This is a genomic window from Streptomyces sp. NPDC048603 (assembly GCF_043199475.1).
Lineage (GTDB): Bacteria > Actinomycetota > Actinomycetes > Streptomycetales > Streptomycetaceae > Streptomyces.
This window is the reverse complement of sequence record NZ_JBICVY010000029.1, coordinates 1-17,522: the sequence shown is the minus strand read 5'-3', so window position 1 is coordinate 17,522 and position 17,522 is coordinate 1. Positions and strand designations below refer to the sequence as shown.

16 protein-coding genes are annotated in these 17,522 nt (G+C 71.4%); 8 read left to right on the top strand and 8 right to left on the bottom strand.

The features are described from left to right. Positions 1–741: 741 nt before the first annotated feature. From ACGFQ9_RS38405 to ACGFQ9_RS38375, 7 genes are all read right to left on the bottom strand, one after another. The gene (locus tag ACGFQ9_RS38405; protein WP_393580564.1) at positions 742–1,431 is read right to left on the bottom strand and encodes an acyl carrier protein; all 690 of its coding nucleotides are present in this window, start codon (positions 1,429–1,431) and stop codon (positions 742–744) included. A gap of 1,085 nt (positions 1,432–2,516) precedes the next feature. Next, positions 2,517–4,739, bottom strand: a complete 2,223-nt coding sequence (locus ACGFQ9_RS38400) for an ATP-binding protein (protein ID WP_393580562.1) — start codon at positions 4,737–4,739, stop codon at positions 2,517–2,519. 62 nt (positions 4,740–4,801) lie between these two features. Then, positions 4,802–6,463, bottom strand: coding sequence for a hypothetical protein (locus ACGFQ9_RS38395; protein WP_393580561.1), 1,662 nt, complete (start codon positions 6,461–6,463; stop codon positions 4,802–4,804). 141 nt (positions 6,464–6,604) lie between these two features. Then, positions 6,605–6,811: a hypothetical protein gene (locus ACGFQ9_RS38390; RefSeq protein ID WP_393580559.1), complete on the bottom strand. Its 207-nt coding sequence runs from the start codon at positions 6,809–6,811 to the stop codon at positions 6,605–6,607. Then, a complete protein-coding gene (locus ACGFQ9_RS38385; RefSeq protein ID WP_393580557.1) occupies positions 6,808–7,038 on the bottom strand; it encodes a hypothetical protein in 231 nt (76 codons plus the stop codon). Before ACGFQ9_RS38385 ends, ACGFQ9_RS38390 begins: the two co-directional genes overlap by 4 nt. After that, the gene (locus tag ACGFQ9_RS38380; protein ID WP_393580555.1) at positions 7,038–8,207 is read right to left on the bottom strand and encodes a hypothetical protein; all 1,170 of its coding nucleotides are present in this window, start codon (positions 8,205–8,207) and stop codon (positions 7,038–7,040) included. The genes ACGFQ9_RS38385 and ACGFQ9_RS38380 overlap by 1 nt, the downstream gene beginning before the upstream one ends. Next, entirely contained in the window at positions 8,204–8,368 is a 165-nt protein-coding gene (locus ACGFQ9_RS38375; RefSeq protein ID WP_393580554.1) for a hypothetical protein, read from the bottom strand. Before ACGFQ9_RS38375 ends, ACGFQ9_RS38380 begins: the two co-directional genes overlap by 4 nt. A 318-nt stretch (positions 8,369–8,686) precedes the next feature. Here ACGFQ9_RS38375 and ACGFQ9_RS38370 point away from each other — a divergent pair, with 318 nt between their 5' ends. The 4 genes from ACGFQ9_RS38370 (at position 8,687) to ACGFQ9_RS38355 (ending at position 12,559) form a co-directional block, all read left to right on the top strand. Beyond that, on the top strand, positions 8,687–9,448 hold the full coding sequence (locus ACGFQ9_RS38370; RefSeq protein ID WP_393580553.1) for a GntR family transcriptional regulator: 762 nt from the start codon (positions 8,687–8,689) through the stop codon (positions 9,446–9,448). A gap of 257 nt (positions 9,449–9,705) precedes the next feature. Next, positions 9,706–10,728, top strand: a complete 1,023-nt coding sequence (locus ACGFQ9_RS38365) for a hypothetical protein (protein ID WP_393580552.1) — start codon at positions 9,706–9,708, stop codon at positions 10,726–10,728. A gap of 449 nt (positions 10,729–11,177) precedes the next feature. After that, on the top strand, positions 11,178–11,621 hold the full coding sequence (locus ACGFQ9_RS38360) for a hypothetical protein (protein WP_393580550.1): 444 nt from the start codon (positions 11,178–11,180) through the stop codon (positions 11,619–11,621). Then, positions 11,615–12,559: a hypothetical protein gene (locus tag ACGFQ9_RS38355; RefSeq protein ID WP_393580548.1), complete on the top strand. Its 945-nt coding sequence runs from the start codon at positions 11,615–11,617 to the stop codon at positions 12,557–12,559. The genes ACGFQ9_RS38360 and ACGFQ9_RS38355 overlap by 7 nt, the downstream gene beginning before the upstream one ends. Before the next feature lie 233 nt (positions 12,560–12,792). Here the strand turns inward: ACGFQ9_RS38355 and ACGFQ9_RS38350 are convergent, their stop codons facing one another. Beyond that, positions 12,793–13,056: a hypothetical protein gene (locus tag ACGFQ9_RS38350; protein WP_393580546.1), complete on the bottom strand. Its 264-nt coding sequence runs from the start codon at positions 13,054–13,056 to the stop codon at positions 12,793–12,795. A gap of 231 nt (positions 13,057–13,287) precedes the next feature. On the opposite strand from ACGFQ9_RS38350, the gene ACGFQ9_RS38345 reads away from it, so the two are divergent. The 4 genes from ACGFQ9_RS38345 to ACGFQ9_RS38330 all read left to right on the top strand — a co-directional run bounded on the left by ACGFQ9_RS38345 (position 13,288) and on the right by ACGFQ9_RS38330 (position 16,864). After that, a complete protein-coding gene (locus tag ACGFQ9_RS38345; RefSeq protein ID WP_393580544.1) occupies positions 13,288–14,703 on the top strand; it encodes a hypothetical protein in 1,416 nt (471 codons plus the stop codon). A 606-nt stretch (positions 14,704–15,309) separates the two neighbouring features. Continuing rightward, positions 15,310–15,549 (top strand): hypothetical protein, encoded by a 240-nt coding sequence (locus ACGFQ9_RS38340; RefSeq protein ID WP_393580542.1) that lies wholly within the window; start codon positions 15,310–15,312, stop codon positions 15,547–15,549. Positions 15,550–15,680: 131 nt separating this feature from the next. Next, the gene (locus ACGFQ9_RS38335) at positions 15,681–16,493 is read left to right on the top strand and encodes a ParA family protein (protein WP_393580540.1); all 813 of its coding nucleotides are present in this window, start codon (positions 15,681–15,683) and stop codon (positions 16,491–16,493) included. Between the two features lie 152 nt (positions 16,494–16,645). After that, positions 16,646–16,864, top strand: a complete 219-nt coding sequence (locus ACGFQ9_RS38330; protein WP_393580539.1) for a hypothetical protein — start codon at positions 16,646–16,648, stop codon at positions 16,862–16,864. Positions 16,865–17,522: the final 658 nt, after the last annotated feature.

The window sequence follows — 17,522 nt, the reverse complement described above, 5'->3', positions numbered from 1 at the left end:
CCCGCGGAGCGGGACCCCCAGCGCTGCGCGCTGGGGAAGTGAGGCCGGCCGCTACGCGGCCGGGTGACGGAGTGTGAGGCCCCGCGCGTTGCGCGGGGCTCGGCCTGAGCGCTTCGCGCTCTTCGGCCGAGGGGGCCGGGCTTCGCCCGGCCCCAGGGAGAGCAGGCGCGTTGCGCCTGCTAGAAGGCCGTTTCACGGCCTTGGGCCGGTCCGCTTCGCTCCCCGGCCTGGGCCCGCTTCGCGGGCGGCTGGCAGCAGTCGAGGGGCTTGCTCGGTCTGTCGAGCCAATGACGCTATGTAGCTGACCTCAGGTAACCTGATGGTGAGTCAGCCAGTCAGTTTCTTGTGCCTGGTTCCTTGCATTCTATCCGTCGTCTAATTGTGTGCGATGCGAGACGGAATGCAAACCTTGAATTTAAGCGCGCCGAATCAGGTTTGTCTGATGCCATTTCAATTCGCCTGAAATTCTGCCTGCTTGGCCCGGAGATGGTCTAGTCTATTCCGGATTCGATCGTTGAGTAGATGCAGAAGTCGGCGTGCTCGTCAGAGCTGTCGACATTGATCCCGCACTCGTCACAGAGTTCGGGTTCGGGGTCGTCGTCGTATGGCTCTTGGGTCCCGGTCAATGCGGCCTCCATTCGCGCCGTGCGGGCAGTTGAAAGGGCCCGTGAGTCGGGACCATAGAGCCTGTCTCACGGGCCGTCAAATGGGCTCTCAGGCGCCCCTGCTGGCTTTATGGATTCAGGCATCAGGGGCGGGTGACAGCCTGGCGAGCGCCGAGGGCCGGCCCTTGGAGGTGGCCCGGACTTCCTCCCAGTCGATGGCCGGGTGGACGAGCAGGACTTCCAGGTCGCCGAGCCGGTACAGCGCCACGACCGGGGTGTCCCGGCGGCGCTGCCATCCGCTGTGCACCCACGTGGCCGGCCGCAGCCAGTTGGCTTTGGTCAGGTGGTCGAAGTCGCAGGCCCGGACGCGGAGACGCCGGGCCGCGGCCGTGCGGTTGAGCAGCCGCCCGTCACGCTTGGCCTTCTCCAGTACGGCCCGGTCGGTGAAGTGCTCCAGGGCCAGGCCGTCGTAGAGCGGCCAGCCCTTGTACGAGTTGACGCACTCCACCAGGCCGAGCCGGTCCAGCTCGATCAGCACCTCGGGTGCCACCGGCATCCCGAAGCGCTCTTCCAGCAGAGCAGCAGCCCGCACCCCGCCCATGTCGGGCAGGGAGCCAGTAGCCCCGCGGATCTCCTCCGCCCGCCCGGCAACCTCCTCGACCACGGCGGCCGACCAGCGTCGGCCGCCGATGTCTGCAGGCGGGATCAGCCCTTTGGCCAACGCCCGCTCGAACCGCCAGAGCTCGAACCCGAGCCGGTCCGGGAACTGCTGCGGCCCGTAGTCCACCCGCTCCCCCGACCCCGCCTTGCCCGACACCTCACCCATCACGAACTCCCTTCGCACCACCGGGCGCGGCCCGAGACCAGGCCGCGCCCGAAACATGCAGAAAAATCCAGTTTGTTGTCAATAGCCCTGTTTTCTGGGGGAGTTGGGGGCGCACCGCACAAGCCGCGCCCACGTACGCGAGGGGCGGATTCACCCGGACGGGTGTGTCCGGGGCGTGTCTCGGGGCCCGAACACGTGCTCTGAGCCGGGCATCGGGGTCGGTGTCGTGGGCGTGCGTGTCGGGTGTGTGGCCCCTATCGGGGCGCGAGCTGTCGCGTCTGTCGCACACCCGGGGGCCAGCGGGTCCGGCCGCAGGTCACAGAGCCTGTGTCGCGCCGACAGCCCGACCGGCGCGACAGGCCGGCGCGACAGCCCGCCCGGTGTCAGGACCCCGGTGTCAGAACCTCGCGCTGACCTGCGGCGGGGGTACATGTGCCGGGGCGTCGTCGGTGTCAGCGTCAGGTGTCAGCCCGAGGTAACACGAGGGCGTCAAGGGCGGGTAACACGGGCGGGTGTTACCCGCATCTCCCCTGGTCAGACCAGCCGACCCCCACACCTGGCTTCGGTAACACAGGCCGTGTTACTGCCGCCTGGTGGGGGCTTGCCCACGGGGGCTTGCCCACGGGGGCTTGCCCACGGGGGCTTGCCCAGCACCCGGGAAGGCTTGCCCAGGGCCGCGGCAGGCTTGCCCGGGAAGGCTTGCCCACTCCCGCCCGAGGGCGCCGAGCGAACGCGCGAACCCCGGTTTGGGGTTGCACCGGAGGGGGGCTGGACGGTTGCTTGCAGGGGTGGACTAGGGGTTGCACCGGAGGTGTGACCGGAGGTGGGAACCCCCCAAAACGGACACCGCCCATAAGTGCAGATCAGCCCCCGTGGGCAAGCCTCCCGGCCGCGCCGACACCTCTTTCTCCGCGATAGCCGGAGTAGAGGTAACTGGGTAACTGGTGACGGACGGTGGCGGGCGCGGGCCGCCCTTGTTGTTGTTGTCGTTGTTGTCGCCCTTGTCAGCCCACGTCAAAGGCCCCTTCCCGACCCGCCGGGGCGGGTTCTGGTGGGAAGGGGCCCGACAACAACAACGACAACAGCTACTCGGCGTGAGGTGCGCCGTACTCCGTCTGCGGGCCGGACCCGCGCTTGGCGATCTCGCCCCGGCGGGCCATCGCGGACAGCTCGGTCGCCAGGGTGGACCGGTTGACCGCGATCCCGCGCCCCTCCAGGACGGCGAGCACCGCGCTGGTGCCCATCCACTGGCCGGACTGAAGGACGACTGCGCGGGCGAGCGCCTTCCAGTCCGGTCCGGCCTCGGGCGCCGGGGCCGGGGTGCCGGCCTCGGGGTCGGCCTTCCTGATGTTCAGGTTCAGCCCGCGGATCACGGGCCGGTCGCTGGGCTCGGGCACCTCGGGGAGCGCGCCCAGGTCGGCGAGGAACCTGGAGATGGCCGCGTCGTCACCGGCGCCGGGCCCGGCCGGGGCGGGGGCTGCGGGGGCCTGCCTGGGCTCCTCGCCCCGGATGCGCAGGCGGGCGCGGAAGTCGTCCGCCGAGCTGGCGGCGCTCGGCGCGGTGGGCGCGGGGGCCTGGCCCTCGGGGCCGGGCTCGATCCCGGTGAGCCAGCCGAGCTTGGCCGGCGCCCACCGGTCCCGGTACGCCTCCCCGGCCGCCTGGACCGAGGGCGCGTCCAGGACCGGCCGCCACTCCTGGGTGGCCAGCACCGCTGTACGCGCCAATGACGGATCGGTCCCCCACGTACGGAATCCCTGCGGTGCGAAACCGGGATCGGTGGACGCGCCGATAACGCCACTGCCTTTCGCCCTCAACTGGCTTGCATCCAAGCCTCGGACCGACCCGAACAATTTCGCAGTACCGGCGCCTTCAGGGTCCGTGCACGTGAGTGCCACTCGCACGGGGCTGTATTTCCGAATCGAGCTGTCACCGAGGCTGGAAAGGTTTCCGTCGGTCGCCGTGAGAATCAGGCGGATTCCCATCGCGCGGGTGGTTCGCATGACCTTTACGAGCTTGTCTTTCACCCGGCGCCGCAGCGGATCCGTGCCCTGGTAGGCCAAGAGTTCTGCGCCTTCGTCGGCGACGCAGAAAATCATGGGCAACGTCGCTGAAATAGGCAGGAGTTTCGTGTTCTCGCGGGTCAGAAGGTCCCGGTACTCGGTCAGTCGGCGGTCCGCGATAGCGAGCAGGGCATCGAGCATCAGGTCTGTCTCGGCCATCGTCGCGGCCACCCAATCGACCCCTGACCTGGTAGTTTCGGGGAGACGGGGCGTGCCGTGCGGGGGTGCTACGAGTCGCTGTCCCTCGGCCCAGGGAGCAACCCAGTTTGCGAATGCGTCGCCAGATTTGCCAACGTCAACTCCGAACACCAATGTGTCCGTTGTGCGCAGGAATGCGGCCATCATCGCGTCGAGGAGCGTGGTCTTGCCGGACCCGGGCGGACCGAGGATGAGGGCGCAGGCTTCGCGCAGGTGGACCACCACGGGGTGGCCGTTGCGGTCCACGCCCCACGGCAGGGCGCCGTTGATGGTCAGCGGCGTCCAGAGGTCGGGGAAAGCGTTGCTGCGGGTGGCCGGGTCGACGGTGTCGACGTCGAGGATCACGTGTCCCTGCCGGCGGGCGGAGCTGACGGCGACGACGCAGCCGACCGGCAGGCGCGCGGCCTCGGCCAACGCGGTCCCGTACGCCTGGAACCGGGCGGAGGGGTAGCCGACCGGCAGCGCGATCTCCAGGGCGAACCCGGAATCGTCGGGGCGGCGGTTGAACCCCACAGGCGCGACGTCCACCCCGGTCACGCTCTTGATCAGGTGGGTCCACTGGTCGACCACGGCCCAGTCCCGGCGGGTGATCTCGGCCTCGGCCATGGCGGCCTGCATGGCCCGAGACGACTCATCGAGGGCTTCCTCGTGGACGTCGGCGCGGTACAGCCCGGCGCCGGTCCCCAGGGCGATCGCCACCAGCGACCCCAGGGCGGTCCACCAGCCGGACCCCGACCACGTGGCCGGGTCGGTGGCGATGACCGTGCTGGACCACCCCGAGGCGGCCAGCCACGCGCCTGCGCGCACGGCCAGGCTCGGCCGGGACAGCCGCTTGCGGATCCCGACGCCGATGCCGTGGGCGGCGGCACCGGCCGCGCCGACCACCAGCGGCCACCCCGACGGCATCCCTGCCAGCGCGCCCGCGCTGGCCACGGCTGCCGCGGTGGTCGCCATCGCCACCGGAGCGCTGACGTTGCCGTGGCCGGCCACCCAGTCGATCGCCATGTGTGCCTGCGGCGGGGCCGACCGGCGGCCTGCGGTGCTGCTCATGTCCTCTCCTCTCCGAAAGGGGGCCCGGGGCCGCGCTGGCGGCCCCGGGCCCAAAGGGGTGGTCAGCCCTGGTAGCCCTGGTAGTCCTGGTTGGCGGTGGTGTCCCAGCCCTCTTCACCCGGGCGCGGGTCGGTGTGGCGGGCGATCTCCTGCTCGTGCTTCTCGGAGAACACCCGCGAGACCTCCGCGCCGGCCTCCACGGCCGAGAGCAAAACCTTGTTCACGTCGCCGAGCGCGTCGCCCACGGCCGGGTCCAGCGGCATGTCGTCGCTGGCCCTCGACGCGACCACGGCGAACGTCTCGGCCAGCAGGCCCAGCGTCTCGGGCAGCGACTCGAAGGAGGCCAGGACGTTCATCATCCCGCCCGGCTCGGCGGTCTGCGCCTGGCGGAGCATCTCCTCGGCGGCGGCGCGGAAGTCGAACGCGTTGGGGTTGGACATCGGGGTCTCCTTCATCGGGGTGTTCGGGACGGGCGCGGCCGTGGGCGCGACGCGGTCGGGGTCGGGGAGCGGGGAGCGGCCCGCGAGCGCGGCCTCGGCCTGCTCCTGGTCGTGCTCGGCGTTCACGGCCTGGTCCTGCTCGGCGCGGGCCGCGCGGGCGGCCTCCACCAGCCGCCGGTAGACCTGGCGCCCCCACCGGGGCGCGGCCGTCTTCATGAGCCAGGCGACCGGCCAGCACAGCAGCGCGGCCAGCCCCGCCGGCATGGCGGCCAGCCCGGCCCCCGCCCGGCGCGCCTGGAACCGGGCTGCAGAACGGCGCAGCGCGCTCTTGCGGGCCCGTCCGGCGGCCCGCTGCCCGATCCGGTCGCGGGCAGCGGCGACCCGGCGGTCGCGGGCCGCGTCCCTGGCCTGCCACCGTGCCTCGCGCTTGAGCTGGCGGCGCTGCTGCCGGGCGCTCCCGGTACGGGCCGGAGCGGACGCGGAGCCGGGCTTGACGGGCCCGGGAGCACCTCCCGCCGGCCCGGCCTGGCCGCGCCGGGCACCGAGGCCAGGCACCGCCCGGCCCGCCCTGCTCAACAGCCCGTTCTTCGGGGCCGCGTGCGCGCCCCTGGACGGCGCCTGACGGCCCGTGGAGCCCGTGGCGGCCCCCTTGGCCCCACCGGCCCCTAAGCGGCGCTCAGGGGCACTCTGGCGGGCCTCGGCGCGGGCCGTCCGGCGGGCCTCGGCCCGACCACGGCGCGCATCGGCCTGCCCGATCCGGCGCTGACGGCGCGACATCGGCGAACCGGCCATGACCGCACGCGCCGTACGGATCTGGCCCACCCGGCCGCCCGACGCCCCGCCACGCCCCTTGGCCTGCGAAACCGGGGAAGCGGAGCGACCGAAGCGACCGGCGGCGTTGGAACGCCCGGCCGGGCTGGCGGACCGGGCGGACGCCGTACCGGAACGGACCGCGGCCCCGGCCGACCGGCCACCGGCCAGCCGGTCACTCCGCGTCCGGGCGACCACCGCGACGGCCGCCGTGACGGCCAGCGAACCGGCAGCCATCAGCGCCGGGACCGGACCCGCCACAAGGCCGGCCGCGGAGACCGCCGCGACCGTGGACGACGTCCCGATCGTCAGCAGCGGAACCCCCGGGAGTCCGCCCGGCGTCGTCACCGGCCGCTCCGGCACCGCGGCCTCAGCGGCCGGGCGCTGCTCCGGCACCACCGCCTCAGCCACCGGCACCGCGTCAACCGGGCCTGCGGCCTGGGACATTTGTGCCTGGGTCTCTGGAATGGACATGCTGTGCGTACCTCCTCATTGCCTGCGCGATTTGGGAGGGGGACCCGGCGGGGGCTCATCCCGCCGGGTCCGTTCACGGGCCACTCAAGACCCGTGAGCGTAGGGGCCGGAACCGACGCCGGTCCGGCGCTTTCGGGATCTTCAGAACGGGGCCTCGGCCGCGCTCAGGCGGGCCTCCAACTCGGCCACCCGCGCCCGCAGCACGCGGAGCTCGTCCGCGTGGGCGTTGCGCTGCCCGACCTTGTGGCGGTGGTTCAGACGCTCACCGAGGTACTCGTCGCCCGCCCCCGCCGCCCGGCGGCGGACGGACATCCACACCAGCCGGTACCGGGTGCTCCTGCTGCTCATCGGGGCCCCCTCACGGGCTTGATCGTGAACCTCACCTCGGCGTCCAGGCCGGACAGGTCCGGCCCGCCGAGCTCCCGCACCAGCCGCGCGCACACCGCGAGTTCCGACTCCGCGTCGGCCAGGTCGATGACCCCGTGACCGGCCACGGCCGCCCCGCCCGGAACCGTGCTGCGGAAGTCGGCCGACAGGTTCCACGCGTAGCGGCCCGGCCGCAGCACCCGCGCCATCACAGGTACTGACCCGTCTGCCGCTCGGCGGCGGCCCGCCCGGCCGCCTCCCGCTCGGCGGCGGCCTGGCGGCGGATCTCCCGCTTGACCGAGGGCAGCGTGACCTCCCGGCCCATCAGGACCGACAGACGGTCAGCCATCACCGCCGGGTCGCTGATCCTCGCCGCGCGCAGCTCCGCGACACCGCCGGCGATGCTGCGGGGCCGCTGCTCCGGCACCCGGTCCTCCGCGTCCCCGCCGGGGGCGGGCTCCGGCTCCGCCGCGCCCTTGACCAGGGACGGCGCATCCGCCGGGCGGTCGCTGCCACCCTGCCGCGCGGCCATCTCGACCGACTCCACCGCCCACGCCCGGTCAACCTCCGTGGCGCCGGGGGTGGACGTCACCGCCCGGTACAGCGCCAGCGCCTCGTGCAACCGGTCGTCCACGTCCTGCTCCGGCGACACCGGCCGCGCCTCCGTCTCGATCGCCGGGCGCTCCGCCCGCACCGCCGCCAGCTCCGCCCGCAGCGCCGCCAGCTCGGCCCCCACGTCCTGGTGCTCACGCTCGATGTGCACCCGGTGCAGCACGTCGGCGGTGGCCCGGACGCCGGTCGGCGCCTGCACTTCCGCGTCCGACGCAGCCACCACCGGAGCGATCCGCGCCCACGCATCCCGGCGCAGTGCGAGGGCGGCCTCGCGGCGGAACAGGACCCAGATCAGGGCCGTCAGGGTGCGGTGCCGCAGCTCGAAGCAGATCTCGAAGGAGAGCGGGGCGGCGGCCAGGACCACGGCTGTCGTCCACCCCCCGAGGGCCAGGCCGTGGGCGCCGTTGACGACCGAGCTGGCGATCAGCGCGGCCATCATCACCAGCCGCGCGCCCCCGGCGGTGTGCGGGGCGTTCCGGCGGGCGTAGACCTGAAGGCCGGCCGCCAGCGCCAGGACGTCGAACACCCCGACCCCCAGCACCGCCACCCAGACCGGGGCCCCGGCGTCCATCAGCAGCGTGGCCAGCGACCACCCCGACAGACCCAGACTCGCCACCGCGAGCACCGCCAGGAGCACGTCCGTGACGCTCGTGTGGAGAGGCTGCTTCTGCCTCGGCTGCTTCGGGGGCTTGGGCGGCTTCACCGGCATCGGCGCCACCGGCCGGCCGAACCCCGCCTCGAACTCCGCGAACCCGTGCTCGCTCACCGGGCACCCCCGGCCTGCTGCGCCGCGATCTGCTCCCGCAGCCGCTCCGCCGCCAGCCGCGCGGCCTCCGCCGCCGCAGCCTGCGCGTTCGCCGCCGCCATGTGCGCCGCCGTCGCGGACTCCGTCTGCGGGTCGTAGGACCCGCCGTACCCCGCGCTCACCGGGCACCGCCCAGCGCGTTCGGCGCAGCAGCGGCCGGGGCCGGCGCCGGGGAGGACTGAACGCTCTCGATACGATCCGTCACAGGGATCGCCTCCTGTCAGGTCAGGTGGTGGTCTCCAGGCCCTGAGCAGTGGTGCAACACCGCTCAGGGCCGCTTTTTTTGCTGGTCAGGCATAGGAATGCCCGAGAGGTTCGCCGTGTCGAGTTGCTCACTCGCCGTATCGGCTAGCCCTATTGCAGAGTGGCGGGGCGGCGCCGTATTGTCAACAGGGCTAGCCTTAAGGTGATCGGAAGCGGCCGACGGAAGGAGGCGGGACATGGCTGGGCTGGGATACCGCGAACTGGCGGAAGACCTGCGGCGCCGAATCGACGCAGGCGAGTTCACCACCACGGGCAAGTTGCCGCCCATCGATGACCTGATGAGGCACTACAGCGCGGCACGGCAGACGGTCAGAAGCGCTGTCGGCGTGCTCGCAGACGATGGCCTCGTCGTCCCGGTCCGGAGGGCCGGCACCCTGATCCGCAAGCGGACCCAGGTCCGCATCCCCCTCAGCCGGTACGGCCAGGTCCTCGCCCCCGGCGGACCACGCGGCCCGTGGGAGGCGGCCACGGCGGCCCAGGGCATCGATGGCGACATGCGCTTCATCCGCGTCGACCGGGTGCAGGCACCCGCCGACCTGGCCGCCCTGCTGCACCTGCAAGAGGGCGAGGAACTCGTCTACCGGCTCCGCCATGCACTCATCCGGCCCGATGACGTCGTCCAGGTCCAACACGCCTGGTACCCCGCCGCGCTGGCCGAGGCGGCCGGACTCGACGGCAACGGCAAGATCACCGGCGGCGTCTACGGGGCACTGGTCGCAGCTGGCCACCGGCCCACGGTCGCCAACGAGACCGTCACCGCCCGCATGCCCACGGAAGAAGAGGCGTCACAGCTCCGCATCGGCGGGCGCATCTGGGTCCTGGCGCTCGAACGCCTCACCCTCGACGCGGACGGCCAGCCGCTCGAAGTTCTGCGTGCGGTCGCCCCGGCCGACCGGCTCCAGCTCAGCTACGACAACCTGGCGCTGGACGGCCCCTGACCCCAACCTCCGGTGCAACACGCTGTTGGCGCCTGAGACCTGAGCAGGCGTAACGTGTGCCAGACCCGCCGCGGCGGGTCACTGAACAACTCCAAAAACGCGAAAGCCCCCCGGGGTCATCGGTGCTACCAACACCTATCCCGAAGGGCTTCCGCGTGACGCTTGAAGTCACTGCCGAGTGTAGGGGAGATTTCCCGCCCCGCAACAACGGCGGTGGCCAGACCGACCCCATCCCGGGGTCAGGAAGGCCCGACAGGGTGACAGCTCGTCCTGCTCACCGCGCCGTCTCGCCCGCCGAATGCGGGACCTGCGCCAAAGTCCTCTCCGTTCTAGGCCGCGCCGACGCTGCGCCGCCGACCGGTGCAGCTCTTGCTGCTGCGGTCGGGCTGCGGCGCCGCGCGACCCTGGTGCACGTCGCGCACCTCGTGCAGTCCGGTCTCCTGGAAGCCGACGGCCGCACCCCGACCGCCCCGCCTGCCCCCGCCCCGGTCCAGGCCGGGGAGGCAGTGGTGGCCACCCCGCACGACTGGGCCACGACCGCGTCGGTCACCTGCCGCCAGTGCGGGCGCCTGCTGCTGATCCTGGCAACGCTGGCCGGCCGCGAGTGGTCCGTTCAGGTGACCGTCGATGAACTGGCCCGCGCACTCGGCATCACCGACCGGCCCACCCGCGAGCACCTCGCCGCGCTGACCGGCCGCCGCCCGCACCGCGCCCACACTCAGGCCGGGCCCCTGCTGCGGACCGAGCGAATCCCGGGCACCGCCGGAGCGGGCGGGCTGCTGGTCACGTTCCTGTCCGGCCGGGTCGTACCCGGCTCCGAGGCCGAGTTCTACACGCCCGAGGAGTACGAGGTGCTGCGCCGCCGGGGCCTGGCCCTCCTGAACCAAGCGCCTGTGGCAGACCGGATGAACTCCCGCGAGCGGGTCCGCGCGGCCGATCTGCTGCTGATCCCCCGGCTCCACCTGGGCTACCCCGACGCCGAACTGCTCGCGTCGATGTCCTCACCGGAGGACACCGCCGAGACCGCACACACCACGGCCTACGGGCTGATCAAGTGGCGGCTCGACCGGCGCGCGCCGCTCACCGCCTACGTGCCGACCGCGCAGTCGACGTACGACCCCACGCCCCGGATGCACGACTGCGTCGACTGCGAAGCGCCGATCCGCGCGCCGCTGCACGTGCTGCGCTGCGGGGACTGCCGACGCCGGGAGCGGGCCGGAATCAGCATCGAGATCGCCGAAGCATGGCCGATCACAACCGGACCGGGATCAGCGTTCTGACCACCCAACCCGGTCCCGCTCAGCTGGCCCGAGCCGCCCTGCGGCGGCGGAAAACAACGGGGGAGACAAGGGGGGGAACAAGGGGGGAGACAAGGGGGGAAACTGCGGGGGAAACAAGGGGGGAAATGGTTCTCGGTGAGTGGCCGCATCGTCCCTGGTCAGACGGCATTCCCTGCCCGGTGAGTTGCCGGACTTATATGTAGGGAGAGGTAGGAGGAGAGGCTAGGACTGCTGGAACAGCGGGGCTTGGCCGGGCTATAGGTCTGGCCGGAAGGTGGGGTGCTCGCGAGGTCGTACGTCGTTAGCGTGGCGTGATCATGATCTCGGGAGGCACGGTGCGCGGGTGGGCGGTTCGGGTGGCGGTCGGCGTGGCAGTGGTGGGGGTGCTGGCTGGGTGTGGCGGCGGTTCGGATGACAAGCCTGCTGCTGGGCCATCTCCGCTGGTGTCGGTGGCGCCGTCGAAGTCGGTGGACCCGGACGCAGCGGAGAAGACGGCGCTGCTGGACGTGTACGGGGCGATGACGGCGGCGGAGGTGCGGACCTACCAGACGGCCAAGCTGGACCCGGAGCTGTCCCGCTACGCCACGCACAAGGCCCTGGCGGACATCCAGTCGACGCTGTTCTGGTACCAGCAGAAGTCGACGCTGATGCGGGGCGCGCCCACGCACGCCCCGGTGGTCAACAAGTTGGTCACGGCGGGGGATCCGCTGACGGCCGAGATCACCGACTGCGTGGACTCCACCGGCTACGACAAGGTGCACAAGGACTCGGGGAAGCTGGCGGCGGCCCCGTCCGGGCCGCGCCGCCACGTGGTCGTCTCCACCGCCCAGCGCACCCGGACGGGGCAGTGGCAGATCTACACCTCAAGCATCGAGCGGGACCGCACGTGCTGACCGCCCGCACCCGGGCCGCGGCCGCCCTGGCGGCGCTGCTCTGGGCCGCCACGGTGCCGGCTGTGCCCGCAGCGGCCGATGGGCCCGGAGGCGGCGTGATCTGCCCGCCCCGGGAACTGGACTGCGACATCAACGCCCAGGACCCGCGCCCCGGTCGGCCCGGCACGCCAGGACGGCCGGAGAAGCCGGGCGGGGACACCCCGGCGGCGTGCGAGATCGACGGGCAGGAGGTGCCGTGCTCCACCCCGGAGATGGGCCGCTTCAACCCGGCGGACTCCTGCTACTGGCGCCTGATGAACCCGCCCCCGGCCCTGCCGCCGGGGTTCGACACCGGGGCACCGCCAGGCTGGAAGCCGGGGGACGGCGGCGGAGCGCTGTACCTCGTGACGTGCCCGAGGGCCGGCGACGTGCGGGGCGGGATCCGCTGGTCCGCGACTGGTCCGCAGGGCGGCGGCGTCGACGTCCAAGCCCTGGCACGGCAGGCGATGGAGCGGTTGCGCCTGGAGGGCCCGGACATCGGGATCGCGCCCCGGCCCGAGGGCAAGGGGCTGGTGGGGATGCCGGTGTACATGTGGAACAAGCCGGGCCCGACCCGGACGGGTCCGGCGACGGCGTCGGCCTCGGCGGGCTCGGTCACGGTCACCGCGACCGCCCGCGTCCGCAATGTGGTGTGGTCCATGGGCGACGGCACCACCGTCACCTGCACCGCCCCCGGCATCCCGTACCGGCCGGAGTTCGGCAAGCAGAAGTCGCCGGACTGCGGGCACATGTACCAGCGCACCAGCACCGACCACCCCGGCGGCCGGTACCCGGTCACCGCCACCACCACCTGGGACATCGAGTGGTCCGGGGCCGGCCAGACCGGCACACTCACCACCACCCGCCAAAGCAGCACCAGCCTGGCGATCGGTGAGTTGCAGGTGCTCAACGTGCCCTGACCTGCAGCGGTGAGTCGCCGGTAACTCACCGATTCACTCACCAGTAGAGCAGGAAGCCGACAATCAGCCCAGTTCAACGGCTTGTTGCCGTCATGCCGTCACAACGGCAACCCGTCATGACGGCATGACGGCGGAACATCACTTCGGCGCGGGGCCGCCACCGGTCTGGTGGCGGCCCCGCGTGGTTGTGGTGGCCGCCTGGGCGGATGCCCAGGCGGTAAAGGGTTGGTGCGTCAGCTCCTTGGGGGGCTGCCCGGTGCCGTTGCGGACGGGGCCGGGGCCCCGTTCGTGCTGCCGGGCTGGGCCGGGGACGTTGCTGACGGCCCGGGTGCCGGAACCCCGGTCTGGGGTGCCTTCTCCTCGGAGATGGTGTTGACGAAGAGCAGGACTCCGACGACGGCCAGCAGGACCTTGCCGGCAACGTCGATCGAGGCTCCGATCAGCGGCCAGCGGCGGTGGACGTAACCGACGGCGATACCAACCAGAATGAGGATCAAGAGGATAAGAAGCGGATCATGGCCGTTCATGTGACAACCCTTCACATTGTCGGTTCCGTCTTCCTGGCGTCGGCCGAGCGCCAGGAAGACGTCCCCCGTGTTGTCCGCGCACGGTGTGCACGGGTGACCGGCGGATGCGGTCGCGGAAGCCACTAGAGCGGGGGCGGAAGGGGGTGCGCACGTGAGACAGAATGCTGGCCTTGGCCGGCCTTCCATCGGATGTGAGAACCAGTGACTGACCAGCGGTTATCTCTGCCTGACGACGACGATGACGCAGATGAGAGAGCCTTCCGTGCCATGAGCGCCTTCAAGGAGAACGTGCGGGGGTTGGTGCAGGAGACCGGACTGTCCGGTAACGCCCTGGGCAAGAAGCTCGGCTACCCGGACGGCAAAGTGAGCCTCTGGTCCACGGCCAGCCCCTACCAAGCGCACCTGCCCCGGATCGACTTCGTCGAGGCGCTCGTTCGCGAGGCGCAGGAGCGAGGCAACGTCCAGGCCGCGGCGGCCGACGCGTTCGTACGCGAGTACGGCGACGTGCTCCAGCTGTACTGCGCGCGCAGGAAGCCGCACTCCGTGCACGTGGCCATGCTGGCCGAGTACAGGTTCACGGTGGCCATTCGTGAGATGACGGCCGCCATGAACGAGGTGAGGAGCCAGGAAGTCAGCCTCCGCGCCGAGCTGGAGGCACTTCGCGATGACCGCAACGGGCAGCGCGCTCGGAGGCAGGCGCTCCAGCGGCAGCTGGAGGAGCTGAGCCGGCAGCACGCCCGGCTCGCGACCGACCGGCAGGCCGCGGTGGCCCGCCGGGACCAGGCCCAGGCGGACCTGGCGGTCTACGAGGCCGGCCAGGAGGTCGAGGTCCACGTAGGCCCCGAGGCCCGAATGCAAGGGCAGCACGGGCTTGAGCAGGGCAGTTCGTATGCGAATCACCCCCTGCTGCCTACGCCTTCCGGGGCGCCTGTGAGCCGGCAGCTGCGGCGTACCGCGCGTGCGGCGGCTCTGGTCGCCTCCGGCGTCGTGCTGTCCCTCGCCGGGTACGGGGCATTCGCACTGCTCGGGGGAGAGAGCAAGGACGACGCCAAAGGAGGGCAAGCAGTCGGCCCGACGCCGGGAGCATCACCCGTGCCGGTACCGCAGGCATCTCCTCCGGCGTCCGCAAGCGGCGGGCCGGCCAGCCCCTCCAAGTCCGCTGCGCCCGTTGCGGCCCCTCACCCGAATGAGCCGCTGCCGTTGGTGCTGACGTCTACCAACTGCGATGCGGTGATCGAGATCGACTTCGACAAGGTGCCCCTTCTGCGACGGATGCCCGTGAGCACCGGCGAGAAGTTCGAGCCTGCGCCCGGCGTCGACATGACCTTCTCCGGATGCAGCCCCGACACCCTCAGAACGCTGTCCGGCCGGTACGGCGGCACGGTCCGCAAGGGCAAGGAGTTCACGAAGGACACCTGCCGGTCCGCCGCACAGGGCGGGGGCCTTGAAGACGTGGGGTTCCGGCACGGAGGTACCCCCGAGTACAGGTCCGGCATCGGTGAAGGCGCCGTCATCTGCGTCATCACGGATCAGAACCGCCTCGTTGCCGCCAAGGTCAACAAGCTCGTGGACGGCTTCGACACCACCATGACGCTCGAGGTCTCCACCCTGACCTGAGCCGGGCAACAGGTCCTGGCCGCCGTCTTCCTCGTAGGCCGGGTGGCCATCAGCTCAGGTCAACGGCTTGTTGCCGTCATGCCGTCATGACGGCAACCCGTCATGACGGCATTGCGGTTCGCTCAGCTCGGCACCTGCATGGCGCGGGACATCACTCCGGCTCGGCCCGGCCGCCTCCATCCCCCAGGCGACGGCGGCCGACCGGCGCGGGCAGGGGTACCACCGCGGAATCTGCAGCCGGCAGAGACTCGGCCGCCAGACGGCCGCGCCGCCCGGCCGGGTCGGGAACGGCAAGGGGTCGGGGACCGGTGCCCAGAAGGCGACGTGTGCTCACGGAGCAAGTCTCGCCCCGCCAATCCCTGCACCCATGCCCGGGGGTTGCACCCCGCGCCCGTACATCCCGTTAAGGGGCCGGATTGTAAGACCCACAGCCCTCGAAGAACGGCCCCCGGCCGGCAGTTGTCCGTCTGGCAGCCGGGACTTGCGGGGCTAACCCCTTCCTCCGTCACAGTGCTGCCCGCCGCACCAAGACGCAAAGGGCGCGGCCCGTTCATGATCCGCACCTTCCGTCCCGGGACCGTCCCGGGCCGCCCTGAGAGGACCGACATGACCACCGTGGACAACAACCGTCCGACCACCGCCGAACTGGCCGCCCAGCGCCCCGCAGAACCCGCCCGTCGGGATCCCCTGCTGTGGCTGGTCCTGCTGCTGGTCCTGTTCGGCCTCGGAGCTGGCACTGCCCTCTTCGGCCGCCACTACCCGCAGTGGATCGAGCCGGTGACCCTCGCGTGTGTCGTACTCACCCTGGTGGGCACCGCCGTCCGCTACGTCATCCGCCGCCGATAGCCAACTCCCGTCCTCATGTGCCGTCATGACGGTGCAACGGCATACCGTCATGACGGCAACAACCCGTTGACCTGCAAATAAGGCGCCACCAGTCCTCTGGTGGCGCCTGTTGACGTTGTAGGGTGCCGCGCATGACACCCCCACGCGCGACGACTCGAACCGCGCTGCTCAACCAGAAGGGCGGCGTGGGCAAGACCACCACCACCCTCCACCTCGGCGGCGCCCTCGCCGCAGCTGGCCGCCGGGTGCTCCTGGTCGACATGGACCCCCAGGCCAACCTCACCCGCGCCCTCGGAGTCGGTCTACTCGACCACCAGGACGGCCGCACCCTCCCCAAAGCGATGCTCGGCCACAAGGACGACCCCGACTACGCCCTCTCCCTGGTCCGCGAGCACTCCCCGGGGCTCCACGTCATCCCGGCCTCATACGACCTGCTCTCGCTCTGCCGCCAGCTCTACACCGCCCGCAGCGCGGAGGACCGCCTCGACTGGGTCCTCGAACACCTCGACAGCCGCTACGACCACGTACTCGTGGACTGCCGGCCCGCCCTCGAAATCGACACCGACTGTGTCCTCCGCTGGGCCGACGACGTCCTCGTACCGGTCGAACTCGACACCACCAGCATCGACGCCGTGAAGCTGCTCACCGCCCAGGTGCACAGCATCAGCACCGACGCCCGGCAGCAACCACCCGCGTACCGGGGCCTGGTCATCAATCTGATCCCTCAGGGCCGACCGACCAAGTACCGCGTCCGCATGCGGGAGGCGTTCCACTCCCTGCCCGTGCCCGTGGTCGGCGAGATCCCCATCCGTGACTCTCTCGTCCAGGCCAAGGACAAGCACCAGACCATCCACCAGTACGACCCCACCAGCGACGCGGCAGCCATGTATACCGCCATGGCCACCACCGCGGGCTACCTCACCGAAGGGACCACCACCACGTGACCGGCATCGAGGACCAGGCCGAAGAACTCCGCCGTCTCCTCAACGGAGTGAACGACCGCCACGAGTCCGCAAGCCCCCCGGCTCCGCCTACAACGCCAAACCCCCCAGCTCAGCGCGTTGATGACGGCACAACGGCACAACGGCAGACCGTCATGACGGCAACTGCATCGGCCAAGAGCAAGTTCACCGTGCTGCTGGACCCCGCCGATGCCCTGGCGTTCGACTCCCTCGCCCTCGACATGCGGTACCGGGCCGGCCGACGGGTCGAGAAGTCGGAGATCCTCCGCACCCTCATCCGGCTCGCCGAGACCGACCCGCGCGTTCACGCGGCCCTCGCCGAAGCCCTGGACCGGCGGCAGGGCACGAACTGACCGAGGGGTGTGCAGCGGGTGTGCAGCAACCGGGCCCGGGTGTGCAGCGGGTGTGCAGCAACCGGGCCCGGGTGTGCAGCGGGTGTGCAGCAACCGGGCCCGAAATCCCGCAGGCCCCCAGGAAGGCACCTAGGCGCTCGCCTGAGGGCCTATCACCTGACGCATGACCAATCGCCCAAAGGTGGGGGGTCATTGCCCCAGGAAGGCGCTAAGGGGCATTCTCGGGCATGTGCGTTTCAGGTGCGTTCCAAGTGCAGTAGGGGTTGCACCCCTTGATGGGGTGTCAAATTACCCTGTTTTGCGGTAGTTTAGGGTGTGCAGCAAAACAGCCGGGCCCTCTTTCCGCAGGTCAGACGGCAGATTCTGCAGGTTGCCCACAGGGCAACCACCCCGGTTATCCACAGGCTCAGCCTCCCGCTGCACACCCGCCTCACACGCCAAACGGCCTCTGACCTGCGGAAACACAGAATCGGGCTTCTAGGTGTGCAGCAAAACAGCCGGGCCCCTAGGGACTACTAGAGAGCTGAGGGGTGAGGCCGCCCAGCGGCCTGGGGCCCCTCGCGGGCTCTGCCCGCAGGCCGGCAAGCGCAGCGGCCGGCCCCGGCCGCTTGCGGCCGGCCCTCCCCCACGCGCAGCGTGGGGGGTCCCGCTCCGCGGG

Bases quoted from the DNA above. Each gene is read 5' to 3' on its own strand.
- ACGFQ9_RS38405 (WP_393580564.1), bottom strand. From the start codon at position 1,431: ATGGGTGAGGTGTCGGGCAAGGCGGGGTCGGGGGAGCGGGTGGACTAC.
- ACGFQ9_RS38400 (WP_393580562.1), bottom strand. From the start codon at position 4,739: ATGAGCAGCACCGCAGGCCGCCGGTCGGCCCCGCCGCAGGCACACATG.
- ACGFQ9_RS38395 (WP_393580561.1), bottom strand. From the start codon at position 6,463: ATGTCCATTCCAGAGACCCAGGCACAAATGTCCCAGGCCGCAGGCCCG.
- ACGFQ9_RS38390 (WP_393580559.1), bottom strand. From the start codon at position 6,811: ATGAGCAGCAGGAGCACCCGGTACCGGCTGGTGTGGATGTCCGTCCGC.
- ACGFQ9_RS38385 (WP_393580557.1), bottom strand. From the start codon at position 7,038: ATGGCGCGGGTGCTGCGGCCGGGCCGCTACGCGTGGAACCTGTCGGCC.
- ACGFQ9_RS38370 (WP_393580553.1), top strand. From the start codon at position 8,687: ATGGCTGGGCTGGGATACCGCGAACTGGCGGAAGACCTGCGGCGCCGA.
- ACGFQ9_RS38340 (WP_393580542.1), top strand. From the start codon at position 15,310: ATGACCACCGTGGACAACAACCGTCCGACCACCGCCGAACTGGCCGCC.
- ACGFQ9_RS38335 (WP_393580540.1), top strand. From the start codon at position 15,681: ATGACACCCCCACGCGCGACGACTCGAACCGCGCTGCTCAACCAGAAG.
- ACGFQ9_RS38330 (WP_393580539.1), top strand. From the start codon at position 16,646: ATGACGGCAACTGCATCGGCCAAGAGCAAGTTCACCGTGCTGCTGGAC.